The sequence below is a fragment of the Mesorhizobium abyssinicae genome (genome assembly GCF_049887195.1).
In the GTDB taxonomy this organism is placed as follows: domain Bacteria; phylum Pseudomonadota; class Alphaproteobacteria; order Rhizobiales; family Rhizobiaceae; genus Mesorhizobium; species Mesorhizobium abyssinicae.
On record NZ_JARAKC010000006.1, the window covers coordinates 74,057 to 93,065 of the forward strand.

14 protein-coding genes are annotated in these 19,009 nt (G+C 65.5%); 11 read left to right on the forward strand and 3 right to left on the reverse strand.

Translation table 11 applies throughout. The features are described from left to right. Positions 1–34: 34 nt before the first annotated feature. The gene (locus tag PU724_RS15215; RefSeq protein ID WP_354419973.1) at positions 35–631 is read left to right on the forward strand and encodes a TetR/AcrR family transcriptional regulator; all 597 of its coding nucleotides are present in this window, start codon (positions 35–37) and stop codon (positions 629–631) included. Positions 632–734: 103 nt separating this feature from the next. Here PU724_RS15215 and PU724_RS15220 read toward each other — a convergent pair whose 3' ends face one another. Beyond that, positions 735–1,652: a peptidylprolyl isomerase gene (locus tag PU724_RS15220; RefSeq protein ID WP_127392145.1), complete on the reverse strand. Its 918-nt coding sequence runs from the start codon at positions 1,650–1,652 to the stop codon at positions 735–737. Between the two features lie 251 nt (positions 1,653–1,903). Between PU724_RS15220 and secA the strand changes: the two genes are divergently transcribed. Next, positions 1,904–4,636 (forward strand): preprotein translocase subunit SecA, encoded by a 2,733-nt coding sequence (gene secA, locus PU724_RS15225; RefSeq protein WP_354419975.1) that lies wholly within the window; start codon positions 1,904–1,906, stop codon positions 4,634–4,636. 134 nt (positions 4,637–4,770) lie between these two features. Here secA and PU724_RS15230 read toward each other — a convergent pair whose 3' ends face one another. Next, a complete protein-coding gene (locus PU724_RS15230) occupies positions 4,771–7,365 on the reverse strand; it encodes a helix-turn-helix transcriptional regulator (protein ID WP_426213315.1) in 2,595 nt (864 codons plus the stop codon). Between the two features lie 211 nt (positions 7,366–7,576). Between PU724_RS15230 and PU724_RS15235 the strand changes: the two genes are divergently transcribed. The 9 genes from PU724_RS15235 to PU724_RS15275 all read left to right on the forward strand — a co-directional run bounded on the left by PU724_RS15235 (position 7,577) and on the right by PU724_RS15275 (position 17,795). Continuing rightward, the gene (locus PU724_RS15235; protein WP_127392141.1) at positions 7,577–7,849 is read left to right on the forward strand and encodes a DUF4242 domain-containing protein; all 273 of its coding nucleotides are present in this window, start codon (positions 7,577–7,579) and stop codon (positions 7,847–7,849) included. Between the two features lie 23 nt (positions 7,850–7,872). Then, positions 7,873–8,073, forward strand: a complete 201-nt coding sequence (locus tag PU724_RS15240; RefSeq protein ID WP_128275977.1) for a hypothetical protein — start codon at positions 7,873–7,875, stop codon at positions 8,071–8,073. Positions 8,074–8,266: 193 nt separating this feature from the next. Continuing rightward, the gene (locus tag PU724_RS15245) at positions 8,267–8,764 is read left to right on the forward strand and encodes a hypothetical protein (RefSeq protein ID WP_354419978.1); all 498 of its coding nucleotides are present in this window, start codon (positions 8,267–8,269) and stop codon (positions 8,762–8,764) included. Positions 8,765–9,038: 274 nt separating this feature from the next. Continuing rightward, positions 9,039–10,442 (forward strand): lipopolysaccharide biosynthesis protein, encoded by a 1,404-nt coding sequence (locus PU724_RS15250; protein WP_354419980.1) that lies wholly within the window; start codon positions 9,039–9,041, stop codon positions 10,440–10,442. Continuing rightward, the gene (locus PU724_RS15255; RefSeq protein ID WP_354419982.1) at positions 10,442–11,722 is read left to right on the forward strand and encodes a GNAT family N-acetyltransferase; all 1,281 of its coding nucleotides are present in this window, start codon (positions 10,442–10,444) and stop codon (positions 11,720–11,722) included. The genes PU724_RS15250 and PU724_RS15255 overlap by 1 nt, the downstream gene beginning before the upstream one ends. Before the next feature lie 71 nt (positions 11,723–11,793). Next, positions 11,794–12,945, forward strand: a complete 1,152-nt coding sequence (locus PU724_RS15260) for a YVTN family beta-propeller repeat protein (RefSeq protein WP_354419984.1) — start codon at positions 11,794–11,796, stop codon at positions 12,943–12,945. Positions 12,946–13,253: 308 nt separating this feature from the next. Next, on the forward strand, positions 13,254–14,678 hold the full coding sequence (eglC, locus tag PU724_RS15265; RefSeq protein ID WP_354419986.1) for an endo-1,3-1,4-beta-glycanase EglC: 1,425 nt from the start codon (positions 13,254–13,256) through the stop codon (positions 14,676–14,678). An 82-nt stretch (positions 14,679–14,760) separates the two neighbouring features. Further along, on the forward strand, positions 14,761–16,473 hold the full coding sequence (locus PU724_RS15270) for a type I secretion system permease/ATPase (protein ID WP_426213317.1): 1,713 nt from the start codon (positions 14,761–14,763) through the stop codon (positions 16,471–16,473). 2 nt (positions 16,474–16,475) lie between these two features. Further along, positions 16,476–17,795, forward strand: a complete 1,320-nt coding sequence (locus tag PU724_RS15275; protein WP_354419990.1) for an HlyD family type I secretion periplasmic adaptor subunit — start codon at positions 16,476–16,478, stop codon at positions 17,793–17,795. 525 nt (positions 17,796–18,320) lie between these two features. Here the strand turns inward: PU724_RS15275 and PU724_RS15280 are convergent. After that, positions 18,321–18,905 (reverse strand): sulfocyanin-like copper-binding protein, encoded by a 585-nt coding sequence (locus PU724_RS15280; protein ID WP_354419992.1) that lies wholly within the window; start codon positions 18,903–18,905, stop codon positions 18,321–18,323. Between the last annotated feature and the right edge of the window lie 104 nt (positions 18,906–19,009).

Consider the following 19,009-nt stretch of genomic DNA (forward strand, 5'->3'; position numbering starts at 1 on the left):
CTGCGGGCAAGAGATATCGGCAAGGACAAGGCAGATGGGCGAGGCCGCCGGAACCGGGCGCAAATCGATCGGCGCCAGGCGCAATCCCGACAGCGCCGACGCCATTCTCGACGCCGCCGAGGCGGTGCTGGCGGAGGCCGGCTATTCCGGCTTCTCGATCGAGGCGGTGGCGCGCCGGGCGCGGGCCGGCAAGCCGACCATCTATCGCTGGTGGCCGAGCAAGGCCGCCCTGCTGCTCGACGTCTACCAGCGGCAGAAGCGGGTCGACGTCCCCGACACCGGCAATCTCGAGGACGATCTTGTCGGCTTCCTGAAGAACCTGTTCGCGCACTGGCGCCTGACGTCGTCGGGCAATGTGTTCAGATCGCTGATCGCCGAGGCGCAGTCGGATAGCCACGCTGCGGCGGCCCTGGCCGGCTACGCGACCGGACGCCGCGCCCATACCGGCCAGGTGATCGAGCGCGCCAAGGCGCGCGGCGAGGTCGCGCCCGAAGTCGATGCCGGCATCGTCGCCGACCTCATCGCCTCCTATGCCTGGAGGCACCTTCTGACCAACCGGCTCGACGAGGACGAGGCGACGCTGCGCACTGCCGTCCGCTATGTGATCTCCGGCATTTCCGCCAAGCGCTGAGCCGCCGGGCAGAGGGAGCCAGCGCGACTCGATTGTTTCCATGCCGCAAACGAAAAGGGCGCCGAACGGCGCCCTTCGCATGACTGATGTGCTGTCGCGGGTCTTACTTGCCGCTTTCGATCGTCTCGACGGCCTTCTTCAGGTTGGCGTCAGGGATCTCGACCTTGGCGTCGGCACGCAGCTGCTTCACCAGCGCGAAATACTTGTCGCGGATGACGGCCTGCTTGGCCTGGTCCTTGACCTCCTCGAAGGCCGGCGGCTGCTTGGCGCGCTTGTCCTCGAGCTTGATGACGTGCCAGCCGAACTGCGACTGCACCGGCTCCTTGGTGTATTTACCCACCTCGAGCGCGAACGCCGCCTTGTCAAACTCGGGCACCATCTGCCCCGGTCCGAACCAGCCGAGATCGCCGCCGTTGGACTTGCCGCTCGGATCGCTGGTGTGCTCGTTGGCAAGCTTCTGGAAATCGGCGCCGCCGTCGAGCTGCTTGATGATCGCCTCGGCCTCTTCCTTGGTCTTCACGAGGATGTGACGGGCGTGCACCTCGTTGACCGGCGGCGTGTTGGCGATCTCCTGGTCGTAGCGGGCGCGAATCTCGGCGTCGGTCACCTTGTTGACGACGCCCTTCTCGACCATCTCGCCATGCAGCGCGCGCTGCTGCAGGAACGCCATGCGGCGCTGGAAGTCGGCATCCTTGTCGAGGCCGGTGGCGACCGCCTGGGCCGCCATGACGCGGATCTCTATGGCCGCCGAAAGGGCGGCCGCGCGGCGCTGTTCCGGCGGCAGTTGCTGGAACTGCTGCGACAGCTCGCCTTCCGCAAGCCCAAGGTCCGCCTCGGTCAGCGGCTGGCCGTTGATCGTCGCGACCACGGCGTTCGGATCGACCGGCTTGGCGGCCGCGGCCGGGGCAGCCGGCTGGGCCGGGGCGGTTTCCTGCGCCATCACCGGCGACAGCGACAGAGCCGATAGCCCGAATGCCAGGCCAAGGCTGGCGAGCGACGCACGGCGGAACGATAAGGTCATCAAGATTAACTCCGGTGGGGATTGCTTTGGCTGAATGGCTTCAGATCGGCCAGATTGTGGCGGAATTTGGCGCGGTCGGCAGGACCAGCGCGGCGTTGACATCGTTTGAGCCCCCTCTTATCTGTCCAACGACTTTGCGTCCAGAACCGTTTTCCGGGCGCTTTTTGCGTTTGTCCGCGTTTCACGCGGATTTGATGGGGCCGCCCGGTGCCTGTCGCAACGATTAAGAATGCTATCGAAAGGGCCATTGGATGGTCAGTCTCGGCGGTCTCGCCCGTAAGGTTTTCGGCTCCTCCAACGATCGCCGGGTGAAGGCGACCCGGCCGCGGGTCGAGGCCATCAATGCCATGGAAAACGAGATGCGGGCGCTTTCCGACGCCGAGCTTCGCGGCCGCACGGAAAAGTTCCGCCAGGATATCGCCAATGGCGCCTCGCTCGATGATCTCCTGATCCCGGCCTTCGCCACCGTGCGCGAGGCCGCGCGCCGCGTGCTCGGCCTGCGTCCTTTCGACGTGCAGCTGATCGGCGGCATGGTGCTGCACAATGGCGGCATCGCCGAGATGCGCACCGGCGAGGGCAAGACCCTGGTCGGCACCCTGCCCGTCTATCTCAATGCGCTCGCCGGCAAGGGCGTCCACGTCGTCACCGTCAACGACTACCTCGCCACCCGCGACTCCGAATGGATGGGCCGCATCTACAAGTTCCTCGGCCTCACCGTCGGCGTCATCGTCCACGGCCTTTCCGACGAGGAGCGTCGCGCCGCCTACGCCGCCGACGTCACCTACGCCACCAACAACGAGCTCGGCTTCGACTATCTGCGCGACAACATGAAATACGAGCGCGCGCAGATGGTGCAGCGCGGTCACAGCTACGCCATCGTCGACGAAGTCGATTCCATCCTGGTCGACGAGGCGCGCACGCCGCTGATCATCTCCGGTCCGCTCGAGGACCGTTCGGAGATGTACAACACCATCGACGCCTTCATGCTCAAGCTCGGCCCGGCCGACTACGAGATCGACGAGAAGCAGAAGACCTCGATCTTCACCGAGGAAGGCACCGAGAAGCTCGAGAACATGCTGCGCGACGCCGGCCTTCTGAAGGGCGAGTCGCTTTACGACGTCGAGAACGTCGCCATCGTCCACCATGTCAACAATGCGCTCAAGGCGCACCAGCTGTTCCAGCGCGACAAGGACTATATCGTGCGCAACGGCGAGATCGTCATCATCGACGAGTTCACCGGCCGCATGATGCCCGGCCGCCGCTATTCGGAAGGCCTGCACCAGGCGCTCGAGGCCAAGGAGCACGTGGCGATCCAGCCGGAGAACCAGACGCTGGCATCCGTCACCTTCCAGAACTATTTCCGCCTCTACGACAAGCTCGCCGGCATGACCGGCACGGCGCTGACCGAGGCCGAGGAGTTCGGCAACATCTACAATCTTGAGGTCACCGAGATCCCGACCAACCTGCCGGTCGTGCGCAAGGACGAGGACGACGAGGTCTACCGGACCGTCGACGAGAAGTACAAGGCGATCGTCAAGGAGATCAAGGAAGCGCGCGACAAGGGCCAGCCGATCCTGGTCGGCACCACCTCGATCGAGAAATCCGAGCAGCTCGCCGAGCGCCTGCGCAAGGACGGCTTCAAGAGTTTCGAAGTGCTCAATGCCCGCCACCACGAGCGCGAGGCGGCCATCGTCGCCCAGGCCGGCAAGCCCGGCGCCATCACCATCGCCACCAACATGGCCGGCCGCGGCACCGACATCCAGCTCGGCGGCAACGCCGAAATGCGCATCGCCGAGGAACTCGGCGACCTGCCTGAAGGGCCGGAGCGCGAAGCCAAGGAAAAGGCAATCCGCGACGACGTCGCCCGTCTGAAGGAAAAGGCGCTCGCCGCCGGCGGCCTTTACGTGCTCGCCACCGAGCGCCATGAGTCGCGCCGCATCGACAACCAGCTTCGCGGCCGCTCCGGCCGCCAGGGCGACCCTGGCCGCTCGAAATTCTTCCTGTCGCTGCAGGATGACCTGATGCGCATCTTCGGATCCGAGCGCATGGACGGCATGCTGCAGAAGCTCGGCCTCAAGGAAGACGAGGCGATCATCCATCCCTGGATCAACAAGGCGCTGGAGAAGGCGCAGAAGAAGGTCGAGGCGCGCAACTTCGACATCCGCAAGAACCTGTTGAAATATGACGACGTCTCCAACGATCAGCGCAAGGTGGTGTTCGAACAGCGCATCGAGCTGATGGACGGCGAAGGCCTGTCGGAAACGGTCGCCGAGATGCGCGACGGCGTCATCGAGGAGATCGTCGCCAAGAACATTCCCGAAAACGCCTATGCCGAGCAATGGAACGTCGCCGGCCTCAAGGCGGAAGTGGCCGAGTTCCTCAACCTCGACCTGCCGGTCGAGGAGTGGGCCAAGGAAGAAGGCATCGCCGAGGACGACATCCGCGAGCGCATCACCGCGGCCGCCGAGACGGCCGCCAAGGAACGCGCCGAGCGTTTCGGCCCCGACGTGATGAGCTATGTCGAACGCTCGGTGGTGCTGCAGACGCTGGACCATCTCTGGCGCGAGCACATCGTCAACCTCGACCATCTGCGTTCGGTCGTCGGCTTCCGCGGCTACGCCCAGCGCGACCCGCTGCAGGAATACAAGGGCGAAGCCTTCGAGCTGTTCCAGGGCATGCTCGGCAATCTGCGTCAGGCCGTTACCGCGCAGCTGATGCGTGTCGAGCTGGTCCGGCAGGCCGCCGAAGCGCCGCCGCCCGAGGCCCCTGACATGTTCGGCAGCCATATCGACGGCACGACTGGCGAGGACGACTTCCAGGGCGGCGAGACGGCGCTCCTGGTGCGCCAGGAATCCAATGCGATCGTCGCGGCGGAGGATCGCGACCCGAACAACCCCGCCACCTGGGGCAAGATCGGCCGCAACGAGGCCTGCCCCTGCGGCTCCGGCAAGAAATACAAGCACTGCCACGGCGCGTTCGCTTGAGAGCAATTCCAGGAAAAGTGTGAAGCGGTTTTCCGCCCGGATTTGCGTCAGAACAAGGCGACCTTCCCTTCTCCCCGTTCACGGGGAGAAGGTGGCCCGAAGGGCCGGATGAGGGGCAGCGCGGCCGTTCGCGATCACACCAGTCCTGAAGCGCGCGCGGCGGCGGACGCCTCGCCGCGCGAGACCGCGTCCAGCTTGCCCAGCACCGCCGAGACATGGTGATCGACCGTCTTCGGCGAGATGGTCAGATGCTCGGCTATCCGCTTGTTGGAGAAGCCGCGCTCGATCAGCTGCAGCACCTCCATCTGGCGCTGGGTCAGGCCAGCGCTGTTGGCGCGTGTCGCCTGGCGCGGCCCTCTCGCAATATGGCTGACGCCGCTGCGCCGCATCAGGGCGCGGACATGCTGCGCCACCGGCCTCGCGCCAAGACCTTCCAATATTTCGAGCGCCTCGCGCAACGCCGGCTCGTCGCCATGCAACAGGGCGAGCGCGCGGTCGAAGGGAGCGCCCATCCCGGCCCATAGCGCCGCGGCGCCGCGCCACTCGCCGGCGAGCAGCATCCGGTGCGGTCCCGCCATTCCCGCCGTGTCGCCGGGATCGCTTTCGAGTGACAGGAGCAGCCGCCAGATGGCGAGTTCGCCGAACACCGCCCGCGTCGGCGACAGGCTGTCGGCCAGCTCGATCAGGCCAAGCGCTTCCTGCCTGTCGCCTTGACCGAGCCATGCCCGTTCGGCCATCACCGCCGCGTAGGGCGCCAGCCGCTGCAGCTCCATGCCCTTGTCGAGGAACCGCTTCATCTCTTCCAGCACCGGCTCGGCCGAGGGATCGCCCCGCCTTATGCGCAGTTTCGCCAACGCTACCAGCGAGGGATAGCGCACCAGCGCGGTCGTCGCGTCATTGTCGATGACGTCATGCGCAACAGTGGCCGCGTCGTCCCACAGGCCGCGCCGCACCAGGAGCTGCGCCTGCACGCCCCGCATGTAGTCGCGCCAGGTCGCCAAATCGTTCTCGACGCAATAGGCGATGCCGCGCTCGAGAAAGGACTGCGCCTCGGCGAGGTCCAGTTGGTTCATCTCGATGCAGGCGCAATTGGTGAAGGCGCGCGCCGCATGCTCCTGGAAGTTCTGTTCGAGCGCGAGCTCGAGACTGCGTGCGAGATGCAGCCGGCCGCTGGCCAGATCCAGCCATTGTTCGGCCGAACCCAGATTGTTGAGGGCGTGGCAGACGATGTCCGGCCTGTCCAGCCGCTCCGCCAGCTCGACCGCCCTGCCGCCGAGCAGCAGCGTCTCATCGAGTTTCTCGGCCAGCATCGCCAGTTGCGAGAGATTGGAATAGGCCATGGCAAGTTCTGGTCCGGCGGGCGCCGTTTCCAGCAGTTCCACCGCCTGCGCGCCGAACAAATCCGCCTGCTCGCGGTCGCCGACGAGATAGGCGAAGCGCGACAGGCACCGCAGGCTGTCGCCCTCCCTGAGCCTGTCGCCCAGGGCCTGCTGCAGCCGGCGCGCATGGCCTTGCGCCTCGATGGCGGCGTCGATGCGGCCGATGAGATGACATTCGAAGGCATAGCCCTCATAGAGCCTGGCGCGGTCCTCCATCGACATGGCGTCGGCGTAGCGCAGGGCGACCTCGTAATGCCCGGCGGCATCGCGATGCGCGCCGACGCGCGAGGCCTCGCGCGCCGCCAGCGGGGCAAGCTCGCGCACCGCCTGCAGGTTCTGCGCCTCGACCGCATGATGCACCAGCCTTGCGGTGGCGACGTCGGCGTTTTCCTGCAATGCCGACAGCGCACGCTGGTTGAATGCGCGCCGGTGGCTCGGCGTCAGCATCATCTCGATGGCCCGGCGGGCGATATCGTGCCGGAAGGCATAGCCGTCGCCCAGATCGTCGAGCAGGCCGTTCGAGACGCATTCGGCGAGTTGGCCGGCGCTGGCGACACCGCACAGGCCGCGCAGCGCCCAGGCATCGGCGCGTCGGGGAAACACCGACACCGCATCGAGCATCGAGCGCGCGCCGGGCGACAGGCGTTCTGCCCGCGCCAGCACCGCGTCGCGCACGCTGGCCGGCGGCGTCGCCACGTTTTCGGCCGCCAGCAGTTCGGTGACGAAGAAGGCATTGCCGGCGGTGGCCCGGTAGATGGCGTCGCCATCGCGGCCCGCGGCATCGGCCAGCGACAGCACCGCCGCCTCGCTGAGCAGCGGCACATCGATGCGCTGGACATTGCCGGATGGAATCTCGCCCAGCGCGCGGCGCACGCGCATTTGCCCCTCGCTGCGGTCGGTGCGCGCCGTGAACAGCAGCAGCATATGCGTGTTGGCGAGGCGCCGGCCCAGGAAACGCACGAAGTCGAGCGTCGCATCGTCGGCCCAGTGCATGTCCTCGATGATCAGCAAGCCTGGCCGCGACCTCGCCTCGAAGACTTCGAGCGCGTCTGAAAACAGCGGCAGCCGCTGTCCCTGGCGGTCGTCGATCGCCCGCGGCAAGGCCCATTGCGCATCGCGCGCCAGATCGTAGAGGGGCCCGAGCGGATCGGGGATCGAAAGGTCCTCGCAGGCGCTGCGGAAAACGGCCGCGCCTTGCCCGACGCGCGCGAGGAAAGCCTCGACGAGCGCCGTCTTGCCGGCGCCGGCCTCGCCCAGCAATGCCGCCACATGGCCGCGACCCTGCATCGCCTCCGAGAGCAGCTGATCCAGCTGCCCGAGTTGCGCCTGCCGCTCCAGAAGCATCGTCATTGGCCCATGGTCTCGTCGCCGCCCGGTCCATCCCGCCAGCATACCCAGCCTCGGTATCCGCAGTGTGGCTCCGAGACCAAACGTCGAAAACATAGGGAATCTTCCCGGCAAATATGGGGAAAGGTTCCGATGCGCGTCTTCAACGAGCGTGGTTCTTATCCAATCGCGCTCAAACCGGGCGTGAATCATTTCACAGGAAGGAAGCCATTCCATGCCTCGCTATCTGGTTGAACGGACATTCCCCGACGGGCTCACCGTGCCGATGAACGACGCCGGCGCCACCGCGCTCGGCGGCGTCATCATGCGCAATGCCGAAAAGGGTGTGACCTGGGTGCAGTCCTTCGTGTCGCCGGACAAGAAGCACAGCTTCTGCATCTACGACGCCCCCTCGCCTGAGGCGATCCGCAGCACGGCGCAGAAGAACGCCCTGCCGGTCGACAAGATCACGGAGGTGCGAGTCCTGGACCCCTACTTTTATCATTGATCCAAGGAAGGGCGGACCCGACCATGAGCGTGAAATTGTCCTGGGCGATGACGGTGGGGGCGATGATGGCGGCCGGTTTTCCGGGCTGCTCGATCTCGAAACGGCAGTCCCCATCGCGCCAGCCGGCCGCGCAACCTCCCGGCGCGGTCTCGCATGGCGGATCCTGTCCGCGCTGCTCTCGCCATTGCGAAACCGGCGCCTGCCGCCGCAGGACGATCATCTGAGGCGCGACATCGGGCTCGGACTGCGCGAGCTGCCGCGCGACTACCGGGAATATTGGTGGCACCAGCGGTGATCCGCCATCACGGCGGGATCGTTCGATCCCGCCGCCTTCAATGACATGCGTAGCGCGGCAGGGTGCGGTCTTCCACCGGCCGGCCTTGCTGCCCTCGCGTCCTAGACGAAACGGAGAAGCAAATGACCATTCAGATCTGGACCAGGGGCCTCATCGGCATCCTGACGATAGCTGCGGCCAGCGCCGCCCAGGCGGAGAATGCCAACTCGCTGGCCGACAAGGTGCGGGCGTCCGACAGCCGCTTCGAGGATGTCGCGGTGGCGAAAGCCGAGGGCTATGCGCCGATCCCCTGCGCCAGCGGCATCACTGGCGGCGCCATGGGCATCCACTACGTCAACGCCGCTTACCTGAAGGACGATGCCGTCGACCTCGCCAGGCCCGAGGCGGTGATGTACGAGCCGGTGGCCGACGGCACGCTGAAGCTGATCGCCGTCGAATACATCACCGCGAAGGGTCCGGCTTCGCTCGAGGGTCAGCTGTTCAACTTCAACAGCGCCCCCAACCGCTACGGCCTCGGCGCGTTCTACGAGCTGCATGTCTGGGCCTGGAAGCAGAACCCGACCGGCACCTTCGCCGACATGAACCCCAACGTGTCGTGCGACGCGATGAAGGGAATGTGAGGCGCCTCTTCCTTCTCCCCGTTTCACGGGGAGAAGGTGGCCCGAAGGGCCGGATGAGGGGCGGCGCCGGCGCCTGATGTCTTCTATCGCCTCAGCCTTCTCCGGTTTCGCCGCACGGCAATCCTTCGAAAGCTCTCGCCGCCCCTCATCCGCCTGCTGGCACTTTCTCCCCGTATGGTGACGGGGGAGAAGGAAGCGCCACCCAACCGTTTCTTAATGTGTTTTCGCTAGACCGAAACGCAGGAAACGAGGCGGAAAACGGAGAATAATCGGGGTGCGCTTTTCCGCGGCGACGACTGCCGGGCGGTTTTTGCCGCAGCGCTTGGCGCTGCGCGTGAGCCCGTTGCTTGGCCGCATCGATGCCGTGCTGTTCACCGCCGACGAGCGCGGCGAGGCCGGCCGCATGTCGCTGATCGCCTTCACCATCCGCATCATCAGCGCCGTCATCGCCTTCGTCAGCCAGGTGCTGATGGCGCGCTGGATGGGCTCCTTCGAATACGGCATCTTCGTGCTGGTCTGGGTGACGATGGTGATCGTCGGCAACCTCGCCTGCCTCGGCTTCCACACCTCCGTCATCCGCTTCATCCCCGAATATCGCGAGCGCGGCCTGCTCGCCGAACTGCGCGGCATCGTGATGGCGAGCCGGCTGTTCGTGCTGGTCGCCTCGACGGCCATCGCCGGCCTCGGCGCGCTCGGCGTCTGGCTGTTCTCGCCCTGGATCGAGAACTACTATGTCGTGCCGTTCATCCTCGGCGTCATCTGCCTGCCGATGATCGCGCTGGGCGATCTCCTGCAAGGGCTGGCGCGGGCGAATTCATGGGCGCTGTTCGCGCTGTCGCCGACCTATCTGGTGCGGCCGGTGCTGATCCTGGTGTGCATGGCGCTGATGCTGGCGGCGGGCTATGCGCCCGATGCCAGGACCGCGATCTTCGCCTCGATCGCCGCTACCTACGCCACCACGCTCGGCCAGTTCTTGGGCGTCACAGCGCGCATCGACCGCAAGCTGGCGGCCGGCCCGATGAAGGTGCATTTCGCGCAATGGTTCATGGTCTCGCTGCCGATCTTCCTGGTCGAGAGCTTCTTCTTCCTGCTCACCAATGCCGACGTGCTGATGGTCGGCGCCTATCTCGATCCCGATGACGTCGCCGTCTATTTCGCCACCGTGAAGACCCTTGCGCTGGTGCATTTCGTCTATTTCGCCGTCAAGGCCGGCGTCGCCCAGCGCTACGCCCAGTTCACCCATGGCGAGCCGGAGCGGCTTGCCGCCTTCGCCCGCGAGACGGTGTCGTGGACCTTTTGGCCCTCGCTCTTGATGGCGCTGCTGGTGCTGGCGCTGGGGCAGCCGATGCTGGTGCTGTTCGGCCCCGAATTCACCGCCGGCTATCCGCTCTTGTTCCTGCTCGTCTTCGGCGTCGTGGCGCGCGCCGCCGTCGGCCCCTGCGAGAGCCTGCTCACCATGAGCGGCAACCAGAATATCTGCGCCGGCGTCTACGCCATGACGCTTGCCTTCAACATCGGCCTCAACGTGCTCTTGATCCCGTTCTTCCACCTGTGGGGCGCGGCGATCGCCACCAGCCTCGCCATGGTCTTCGAGGCCAGCGCGCTCTCCTTCACCGTCTGGCGCAAGCTCGGCATCGTGATGTTGATCTTTGCGACCGCCAGGAAAGGGACCGCCTGATGGCCGCCATCCCGTTGCTCGAGGAAACCAGCGGCGGTCCGGCCGGCGCCATGGTGCAAGGCCTTGCCGGCCTGGCGCGCGACGCCGACCCCGCCCATATCGAGATCCTTGCCAACAACCGGCCGGAGCGCAAGCTTGCCATCTATCCGGCTTCCGCCGGCTTCGACCTGGTCGAGGAACTCGACTATCTCTGCACCCGCACCGTCGAGCCCAACGTCTTCTTCAACCCGCGCTTCCTGGCACCGGCCATGCCGAGGCTCGAGGACCGCGAGGTCAAACTGGCGGTGATCCGCGACGGCGACGAATACCGCAACCGGCTGCGCCTGCTGGTGCCGTTCTCGGTCGAGCGGCCGGCGATCCCGCTCGGCGTACCCGTCATGCGCACCTGGTCGAGCCCGTTCGGCCCGCTCGGCACGCCGCTGGTCGACCGCGACGATCCGGTCGGCGTCATCGAGGATTTCGTCTCGATGCTGTCCAGGCCGCACCTCAAGATGCCGAAGGTTTTCGTGCTGCCCGACATCCGGCTGGACGGACCGGTGGCGAGCCTGTTGACCACCTTCGCCGACACGCGCGGCCTGACCATGGTCACCACCGGCAAGATGGACCGTCCGGTGCTGGAAAGCGAGGCTGACGCCGAGGATTACCTCAAGGCGTCGCTGCGCTCGCACCACTACCGCGAATTCCGCCGATTGAAGCGCCGCCTTGCCGACCTCGGCCAGCTCGAACATCTGGTCGCGCGCGGTCCGGACGATATCCGCCATGCCATCGAGGCCTTCCTGACGTTGGAGGCGGCCGGCTGGAAGGGCCGCGAGCGCACCGCCATGGCGATCGACCGCTACCGCGCCGCCTTCGCCCGCGAGGCCGTGCACCGGCTGGCCGAGCAAGATCTCTGCCGCATCCATTCGCTGACGCTCGACGGCCGCACCATCGCTTGCCTGATCGTCTTCGTCGAGGGCGGTGTCGCCTACACCTGGAAGACCGCCTATGACGAGACCCTGTCGGCCTATTCGCCGGGCACGCTGCTGATGATCGAGGTGACCAGGCAGAATCTCGACGACCCCAACATCGTGGTCACCGATTCCTGCGCCGTGCCCGACCATCCGGTGATGAGCCGGCTGTGGGTGGAGCGCAAGCCGATGGGCACGCTGGTGCTCGGGCTGTCTCCCGACGCCGACCGCCTCGCCCGCCAGGCGGCCTCGCAACTCCATCTCTACCGCGAGACCCGCAACATGGCGCGCATCCTGCGCAACCGCATGCGCAGCCTGTTGAAAAGGCGCTAGATGAACGCCGGCGCACGGTTTATGGCTGCCGGCGGCCAAATCGGGCCGGCCTCCGCGATAAAGCATTTCAGATGATACGAGCCTTCCTGCGTCATGCCGGCCTCGCGCCGGTTCTCCTGCTTGCCCTGCTGCCGACGAAGGTTTTCGCCGGCTCCTGTCCCGAGGACTGCAGCCAGCCGCCGCCCGTCAACATCTACAGCCATACCGCCGCCGGCGACCTCAGTCCCGCCACGGCGGGTGCGTTGCCGCGCGTCTATGTGCCGAACCGGTCGTCGAACAGCGTCTCGGTGATCGACACGGTGACCCTGAAGGTGGTGGACAGGTTCGGCGTCGGCAGCAAGCCGCAACATGTCGTCCCGTCCTGGGATCTGACGACGCTGTGGGTGGCCAACAACGGCACCGGCAAGAACGGCAGCCTGACGCCGGTCGACCCGAAGACCGGCAAGCCCGGCCAGCAGATCCCCGTCGACGATCCCTACAACATGTACTTCATGCCCGACGGCAGCTCGGCCATCATCGTCGACGAGGCCTTGCGGCAGCTCGACCTGCGCGACCCGCAGACCATGGCGCTGAAGTCGGTCATCGCCACGCCCGACTGCGCCGGCATCAATCACGCCGATTTCTCGGTCGACGGCTCCTACGCCATATTCACCTGCGAATACGGCAATGGCGGGCTGCTCAAGGTCGACCTGAAGAACCAGAAGGTGCTTGGCCGGCTCGACCTCTCCAGGATGGGCATGCCGCAGGACATAAGGCTCTCGCCCGACGGCAAGGTCTTCTACGTCGCCGACATGATGAATGACGGCGTCTTCCTGGTCGACGGCGACAGCTTCAAGGAAATCGGCTTCATCGCCACCGGCATCGGCACGCATGGCTTTGTCGTCAGCCGCGACGGCAAGCGGCTTTACGTCTCGAATCGCGGCTCGCACAAGATGGAGCAAGGCCGTGCCAAGGGTCCCGGCAGCGTGACGGTGATCGACTTCGCGACCCGCTCGGTCGTCGCCCAATGGCCCGTTGCGGGCGGCGGCAGCCCCGACATGGGCAATGTCAGCGCCGACGGCCGGCAGCTATGGCTGTCCGGCCGCTTCGACAGCGAGGTTTACATGTTCGACACCACGTCCGGCGCGGTCACCAGGATCCCGGTCGGAGCGGAGCCCCACGGCCTGACGGTGTGGCCGCAGCCAGGACGGTACTCGCAAGGGCACACGGGGAACATGCGGTAGGCCATTGCCCTTTTGAGGAGCGGTGACCGCGTCAAGACAAATGCATTCTTCCGCAGCGATCTGCCTAATGATTCGGCAGAATTCCGGAAATATTGAGTAAAATTGCCCCGGCTTCACGTTTTAATTGTATTAGCGATTCCTCATTCTCTTCGGCCGAAAGATTTAATCGGCGGAAATGACAATTTTCCCTGTACTATATGGTCATTCCTTGGAACGATAATTTCAACTACAACGTTGGTCCGTAAGCGGTCGCTTGAACTCCCATCGAGCGGCTCGAACAGGCCGGCATTCCGAGGAAGGATCGTCCGATGACCAGTGTCGTCAACGCCAAAGGCATTCCCCTTCCCTACACCGGCGCTTCCACCCATTGGTACTCCGCAACCGGAGCCGGACCGGAGCTGCGCGGCACGTCCGGCAACGATTCGTTCTGGGGCGACACCAGCGTCAACGTCACCATGTATGGCGGCGCTGGCGACGACTATTACCACCTCTATTCGACGATCAACCGGGCCGTCGAGCTGCCTGGGCAGGGCATCGACACGATCGACACCTGGATGAGCTACAAGCTCCCCGACAATTTCGAGAACCTGGTCGTCACCGGCGCCAACAAATATGCCTTCGGAAATGCGCTCGACAACATCATCAAGGGCGGCACCAGCAGCCAGACGTTTGACGGCGGCAAGGGCAACGATGTCCTGATCGGCGGCGGCGGCGCCGACACGTTCATCATCACCAAGGGCAATGGCAGCGACCTGATCACCGATTTCGGCGCCGACGACACCGTCCGCCTCAACGGCTACGACTTCATGTCGTTCGACGACGTCAAGGCGCACATGAGCCAGGTGGGAGCGAACCTCCTGCTCAACCTTGGATCGGATGAGGTGCTGGTGTTCAACAACACCACCGTCGACAAGCTGTCGGCCGGCCAGTTCGATCTGCCGATCGACAAGTCCGGCATGACGTTGTCCTTCTCCGACAATTTCAACACGCTCAGCCTTCACAACAGCCAAGGCGGCACCTGGGATACCAATTTCTGGTGGGGGCAGCCGAACGGCAGCACGCTCACCCAGAACAACGAGCTGCAATGGTATATCGACGCCGACTACGCCCCGACGAGCTCGGTCCATCCGTTCAGCATCAACAACGGCGTGCTGACGATCACCGCCGCACAGGCGCCGGCCGACATCAAGCCGCTGATCAACAACTATGAATACACCTCCGGCATCCTGACGACGCACGACACCTTCTCGCAGACCTATGGCTATTTCGAAATGCGGGCCGACCTGCCGGAAAACACCGGCGCCTGGCCGGCCTTCTGGCTGCTTCCGGAAGACGGCTCGTGGCCGCCGGAGCTGGACGTGGTGGAAATGTACGGCCAGAGCCCGAATTCGCTGCTGATGACCGCGCACACAAATCAGACGGGGACCCACACCAAGGTCGGGTCGACGGTGAATGTATCCGACACCGACGGCTTCCACACCTACGGCCTGTTGTGGACCCCGGACAAGCTGGTTTGGACCTATGACGGCGTGCAGGTGGCGGAGGTGGCGACGCCGTCCGACATGAACAAGCCGATGTACATGCTGGTCGATCTCGCGATCGGCGGTCAGGCCGGCGCACCGCCGGACCATCTCGCCACGCCGGCCGAAATGAAGATCGACTATATCCGCGCCTACACGCTGGACGATTTGCAGCAGAGCCACCTGAGCACGACAGGCGAACACACTGTCTAGGCGGACCGGCGCCATGTCCCGGGATCGTGAGCGATCGCACGATGCAGGAGCGACCGCAAGCTCGAGCCTTCGTGCGGTGTTCATGCGCGCCGTCGCCGATGTCGGCCTGTTCTCGCTGCTGATCAACATCCTGCTGTTGGTCATCCCGCTCTATTTGCTGCAGGTCTATGACCGCGTACTGCCCTCCTCCAGCGTCGAGACGCTTGCCTACCTGTCGGTGATCGCCGTTCTCGCGCTCGCCTTCCTCGGCTTCCTGGACGCCGTCCGCGCCATCTACTCGCAGCGCATTGCAGCCACCGTCGACCGGAAGCTGGGCGCAAGCACATTCGCCGCCTCGCTCGGCGCCAGATATGCTGGCGGCCTGTCGCCGCTGCGCGATCTTGCCTCGGTCTGCGCCTTCATCAGGTCGCGCGGCGTGGCGGTGCTGTTCGACCTTCCCTTCGCGCCCGCCTTCCTCGCTCTGCTCTATCTCATCCATCCGGTGCTGTTCTGGCTGACGCTCGCCGGCGCCGTGCTTTTGCTTCTCCTGGTGGTGGCGAACCAGCTCGCCATCGGCAGGAACGATGCCTTGTCCGCCGAGCGCTCGGCGCTCGCCAGCCGGGCCGAGCAGGCCTTCGAGCGCAATGCCGAAACGCTGCGCGCCATGGGCATGATCGAGAACGCCGCCCGGGTCTGGGGACGGCACGTCGGGGAAGCGCTCGTCCTGCATGACCGCTCCTCGAGCGCCAACGCGATTTTCAGCGGCGCGTCGCGGGCGCTGCGCATGGTGCTGCAGCTGGCGATCCTCGGCGCCGGCGCCTGGCTGGTGCTGCAGGGGCAGATGACGGCCGGCATGATCTTCGCCTCCTCGCTGGTGTCGTCGCGCGCGCTGCAGCCGCTCGACCAGTTGATCGGATCCTGGCGGCAGATCGTCGACGCCAGGCGGGCGTGGAAGCGGCTGGCGACAGCGCTTGCGGCGCATCCGGCGAAAGCGCGCAAGCTCACCCTGCCCGATCCCTCCGGCGCGATCTCCGCGCAGGATGTTTTCTTCATCGCGCCCAATACCCCGCTGGGCGCGGAGCCCATCCTCAAGCGGCTGAACTTCCAGATCGGCGCCGGCGAAGCGGTCGCCATCGTCGGCCCGAGCGGCGCCGGCAAATCCACGCTGGCGCGATTGCTTGTCGGTGCCGCTCAGCCGACCGGCGGCTCGGTGCGGATCGACGGCGCCGACCTCAGGACCTGGGACGAAAACCAGGTCGGCCGGCACATCGGCTATCTGGCGCAGGAGGTGGAGCTTTTTCCCGGAACGATCGGAGACAATGTCGCCCGCTTCGACGCTGAAGCGGCCGACCCGGCGATCATCGAGGCGGCAGGGCGCGCCGGGGCGCATGAGCTTATCCTGGGGCTGCGCGACGGCTACCAGACCGCGGTCGGTCCAACAGACAGGACGCTGTCGGGCGGCGAGCGCCAGCGGATCGGACTGGCGCGCGCCTTCTACGGCCATCCCCGCATCCTCGTGCTGGACGAGCCCAGCACCCATCTCGACGGCAGCGGCGAGATGGCGCTCGAGGCGGTGCTTGCCGCAGCGCGGGCGGCCGGCGTGACGACGATCGTGATCACGCATCGCCCTTCGATCGCCGCGGCCTGCGACCGCGTGATGCTTTTGCGCGGCGGCGTGATCGAAGCTTTTGGTCCGAGCGGCGAGGTGCTGCGGCAGCCGGTGACCGGCAAGGGCCCGGCCGCACAGCCGAACACGGTGGTGACCGGATCCTTCGCGCCGACGATCCGTCCGCACAGCATCCGCTTCGGGTCCTAGCCATGGCCGTCGGGAACCTCATCCTCGAAGGGCAGCCCCGCACCGACTTCCGGCGCGTGGCCTTGACCGGCTACGCGGCGATAGCGCTGCTGGCCGGCTGCTTCGGCTATTGGGCCGTGAGCGCGCCGCTCGCCGGCGCGGTGATCACGCAGGGCACGATCGCGGCGACCGGCGGCAACATCCTCATCCAGCATTCCGAGGGCGGCATCATCAATCAGTTGCTGGTCCATGAAGGCGACCGCGTTGAGCAGGGTGAACCGCTGATCCTGCTTGATCGAACGGCTGCGCAGGCCGACCTTAACCGGCTGACGAGACAGTCGATCGCGCTCAGAGCAAGTGCAGCACGGCTGGAGGCCGAGCGCGACGGGCTGGACGGGCTGGCGCCGATCTCCGGCGCCGCGCCGGCGCCGTTCCAGCAGGATTTCGAAAATCTGGTGCGGGAACAGCGGAAGGAATTCGCCGCCAGGCTCGCCCGCTTCCGCTCGGAGCAAGCGATCCTCGCCCAGCGTGTCGCCATGCATCGCCAGTCCGTCATTGGCTTGAACGCCCAAAAGCAGGCCGTTCAACAACAGGCCGAGGTGGTGAAGAAGGAGCTTGGCATCAAGACCAGCCTGCTGGACCAGGGCCTCACCAATCGCACCGAATATTCGCAGCTTCTGCGCTCGCAGGCCGATCTCGTCGGCCAGGCCGGAGCGCTGGAAGCCAATCTCGCGGCGGCCAACACGCAGATCGTCGAAGCCGAGCAGCAGATCGAGCGGGCGACCACGCAGCGCGTCGAGGAGGCCCTCACCAAGCTGGACGAGGTTCGCACCAATCTGGCCGACATCGAGGAACAGATGCGCGCCGCCGAGGCGGTGCTTCGGCGCACGACGATCAAGGCGCCGGCGGCGGGCATCGTGGTGTCGTCGACCTATAATTCCACGGGCAGCGTGATCGCCCCCGGCGAAAAGATCATGGAGATCCTGCCCACCGCGTCGGGCCTGATCGTCGATGCCAAGCTGCGGCCGAAGGACATCGACGAGGTGCGTGTCGGCCAGCCGGCGAAGCTCCGATTGGCGGCCTTGAACACGCGGCTGACGCCGGAGGTCTCGGCCGCCGTGATGCAGATTTCCGCTGATCGGCTGATCGACCAGGCGACGCACGAGCCCTATTTCCGCGCCAGGCTGAAGATTGCCGACCAGCTGCCGCCCGGGGTGAAAGCGGAACAGCTTTATCCGGGAACGCCGGTCGAGGCGTTCATCAACACCGGCAATCGGACCTTTTTCGAGTATCTCGCCAGGCCGATGCTCGATTCCTTCGCGCGTGCTTTCACGGAGCGGTAGGTTTTGCCGGCCGCAGATCTTGCCCGCACCGGGGCATTCCGGCCCCCTCCTTTTACCGCGGTGAGGCCCGCTGACCCGAATTGTCTATCCGCGCTAGCTCAAGCGGGCGATTTGGCGGCGGTCCATATAGGCTACAAATGACCTGTCGCTTGACGCTGGGGTCATTGGGTGGGCACCCGTCACCGGGTGGGCACGTACGTCAGGCCAGGTGTGCGGTTGGGGTTACGGAAGTCGCAACGTTTTGAAGCTCCGTCCCCGGCCGCACCTTGAGACATCCGCCCGGCTGGCCTCGGGCGGCATCAGCCGTCGTAAGACTGACAGGCCCCCCAAGGCTCGCCTGTCAGGGTCCTGTCATTGCTCAGTCGCCATTTGGTTGTGCTGCCACCCGCGAAGGCAGCTCAAGGCAGCGGGGACCAACCCCAAGCCCCCCACCCGGTCCCCGCTGCTCAAACCGCCGTCAACGGTGCCCGGTCAGGCTGCGGCAGATCCATCACGACGCCATGGCTCAGGCCTGCTCGCGCGGATCTATGGACGTCCCGGGGGCTGCTCCTGCGGAAACTGATTTTCATCGACGATTGCCGCGGCCCGCTCGAGTTCGCTTCTCACCTCGAAACCGATCCAGTGTCCGTCCATCAGGTGTGTCTGTCTCGGACAGGCGAGGAAATAGCTGCCTGTCTGCTGCGCAACAAAGTTGAGCTGTCGCTTCTCATTGATTTTGATCCCCTCCAGCGGGGTGGTGTACGCTCCCCAGATCGCATCCTCGGCCTTCAACTTCACTGGCATCTCCGACTGGGCATAGACCCTGGTCACCATCAGGCCGTGCCAGAAATTCGAGGAGCCATTGATGAAATCGATCTGCACCGACCAGTCTTCCGGCACGATGATCGTGAGATTGCCGCCCCAGTAGCCGTTGAAGTCGATGATGTCGGTCCGGATGTTGTCCCTGCGGTACCGCTCGATCTGGTTCCAGTCGGCAACGATCTCGATGGCCACCTTCTTGGCCGCGGGATCGTTTTTGATCCAGCTCGGGACGAAAGGCTCCCCAGCCAGTGCAATTCCAGGCGACAATCCCAAGGCGAAGGCGAGGGCAAGGTGGGCAAAACGCGCCATCGCGAGGTTCCTCCCAAGCGTGGTGCCCGAGTTGACCACAATCGCGGTCGACCGGGCCTGTCCCTTGAGGACCAGAATACCATCACAACAAGAACCCCACCAGC

Coding starts and splice junctions, on each gene's coding strand:
- PU724_RS15215 (WP_354419973.1), top strand. CDS start 35: ATGGGCGAGGCCGCCGGAACCGGGCGCAAATCGATCGGCGCCAGGCGC.
- PU724_RS15220 (WP_127392145.1), bottom strand. CDS start 1,652: ATGACCTTATCGTTCCGCCGTGCGTCGCTCGCCAGCCTTGGCCTGGCA.
- secA (WP_354419975.1), top strand. CDS start 1,904: ATGGTCAGTCTCGGCGGTCTCGCCCGTAAGGTTTTCGGCTCCTCCAAC.
- PU724_RS15230 (WP_426213315.1), bottom strand. CDS start 7,365: ATGACGATGCTTCTGGAGCGGCAGGCGCAACTCGGGCAGCTGGATCAG.
- PU724_RS15235 (WP_127392141.1), top strand. CDS start 7,577: ATGCCTCGCTATCTGGTTGAACGGACATTCCCCGACGGGCTCACCGTG.
- PU724_RS15240 (WP_128275977.1), top strand. CDS start 7,873: ATGAGCGTGAAATTGTCCTGGGCGATGACGGTGGGGGCGATGATGGCG.
- PU724_RS15245 (WP_354419978.1), top strand. CDS start 8,267: ATGACCATTCAGATCTGGACCAGGGGCCTCATCGGCATCCTGACGATA.
- PU724_RS15255 (WP_354419982.1), top strand. CDS start 10,442: ATGGCCGCCATCCCGTTGCTCGAGGAAACCAGCGGCGGTCCGGCCGGC.
- PU724_RS15260 (WP_354419984.1), top strand. CDS start 11,794: ATGATACGAGCCTTCCTGCGTCATGCCGGCCTCGCGCCGGTTCTCCTG.
- eglC (WP_354419986.1), top strand. CDS start 13,254: ATGACCAGTGTCGTCAACGCCAAAGGCATTCCCCTTCCCTACACCGGC.
- PU724_RS15270 (WP_426213317.1), top strand. CDS start 14,761: ATGCGCGCCGTCGCCGATGTCGGCCTGTTCTCGCTGCTGATCAACATC.
- PU724_RS15275 (WP_354419990.1), top strand. CDS start 16,476: ATGGCCGTCGGGAACCTCATCCTCGAAGGGCAGCCCCGCACCGACTTC.
- PU724_RS15280 (WP_354419992.1), bottom strand. CDS start 18,905: ATGGCGCGTTTTGCCCACCTTGCCCTCGCCTTCGCCTTGGGATTGTCG.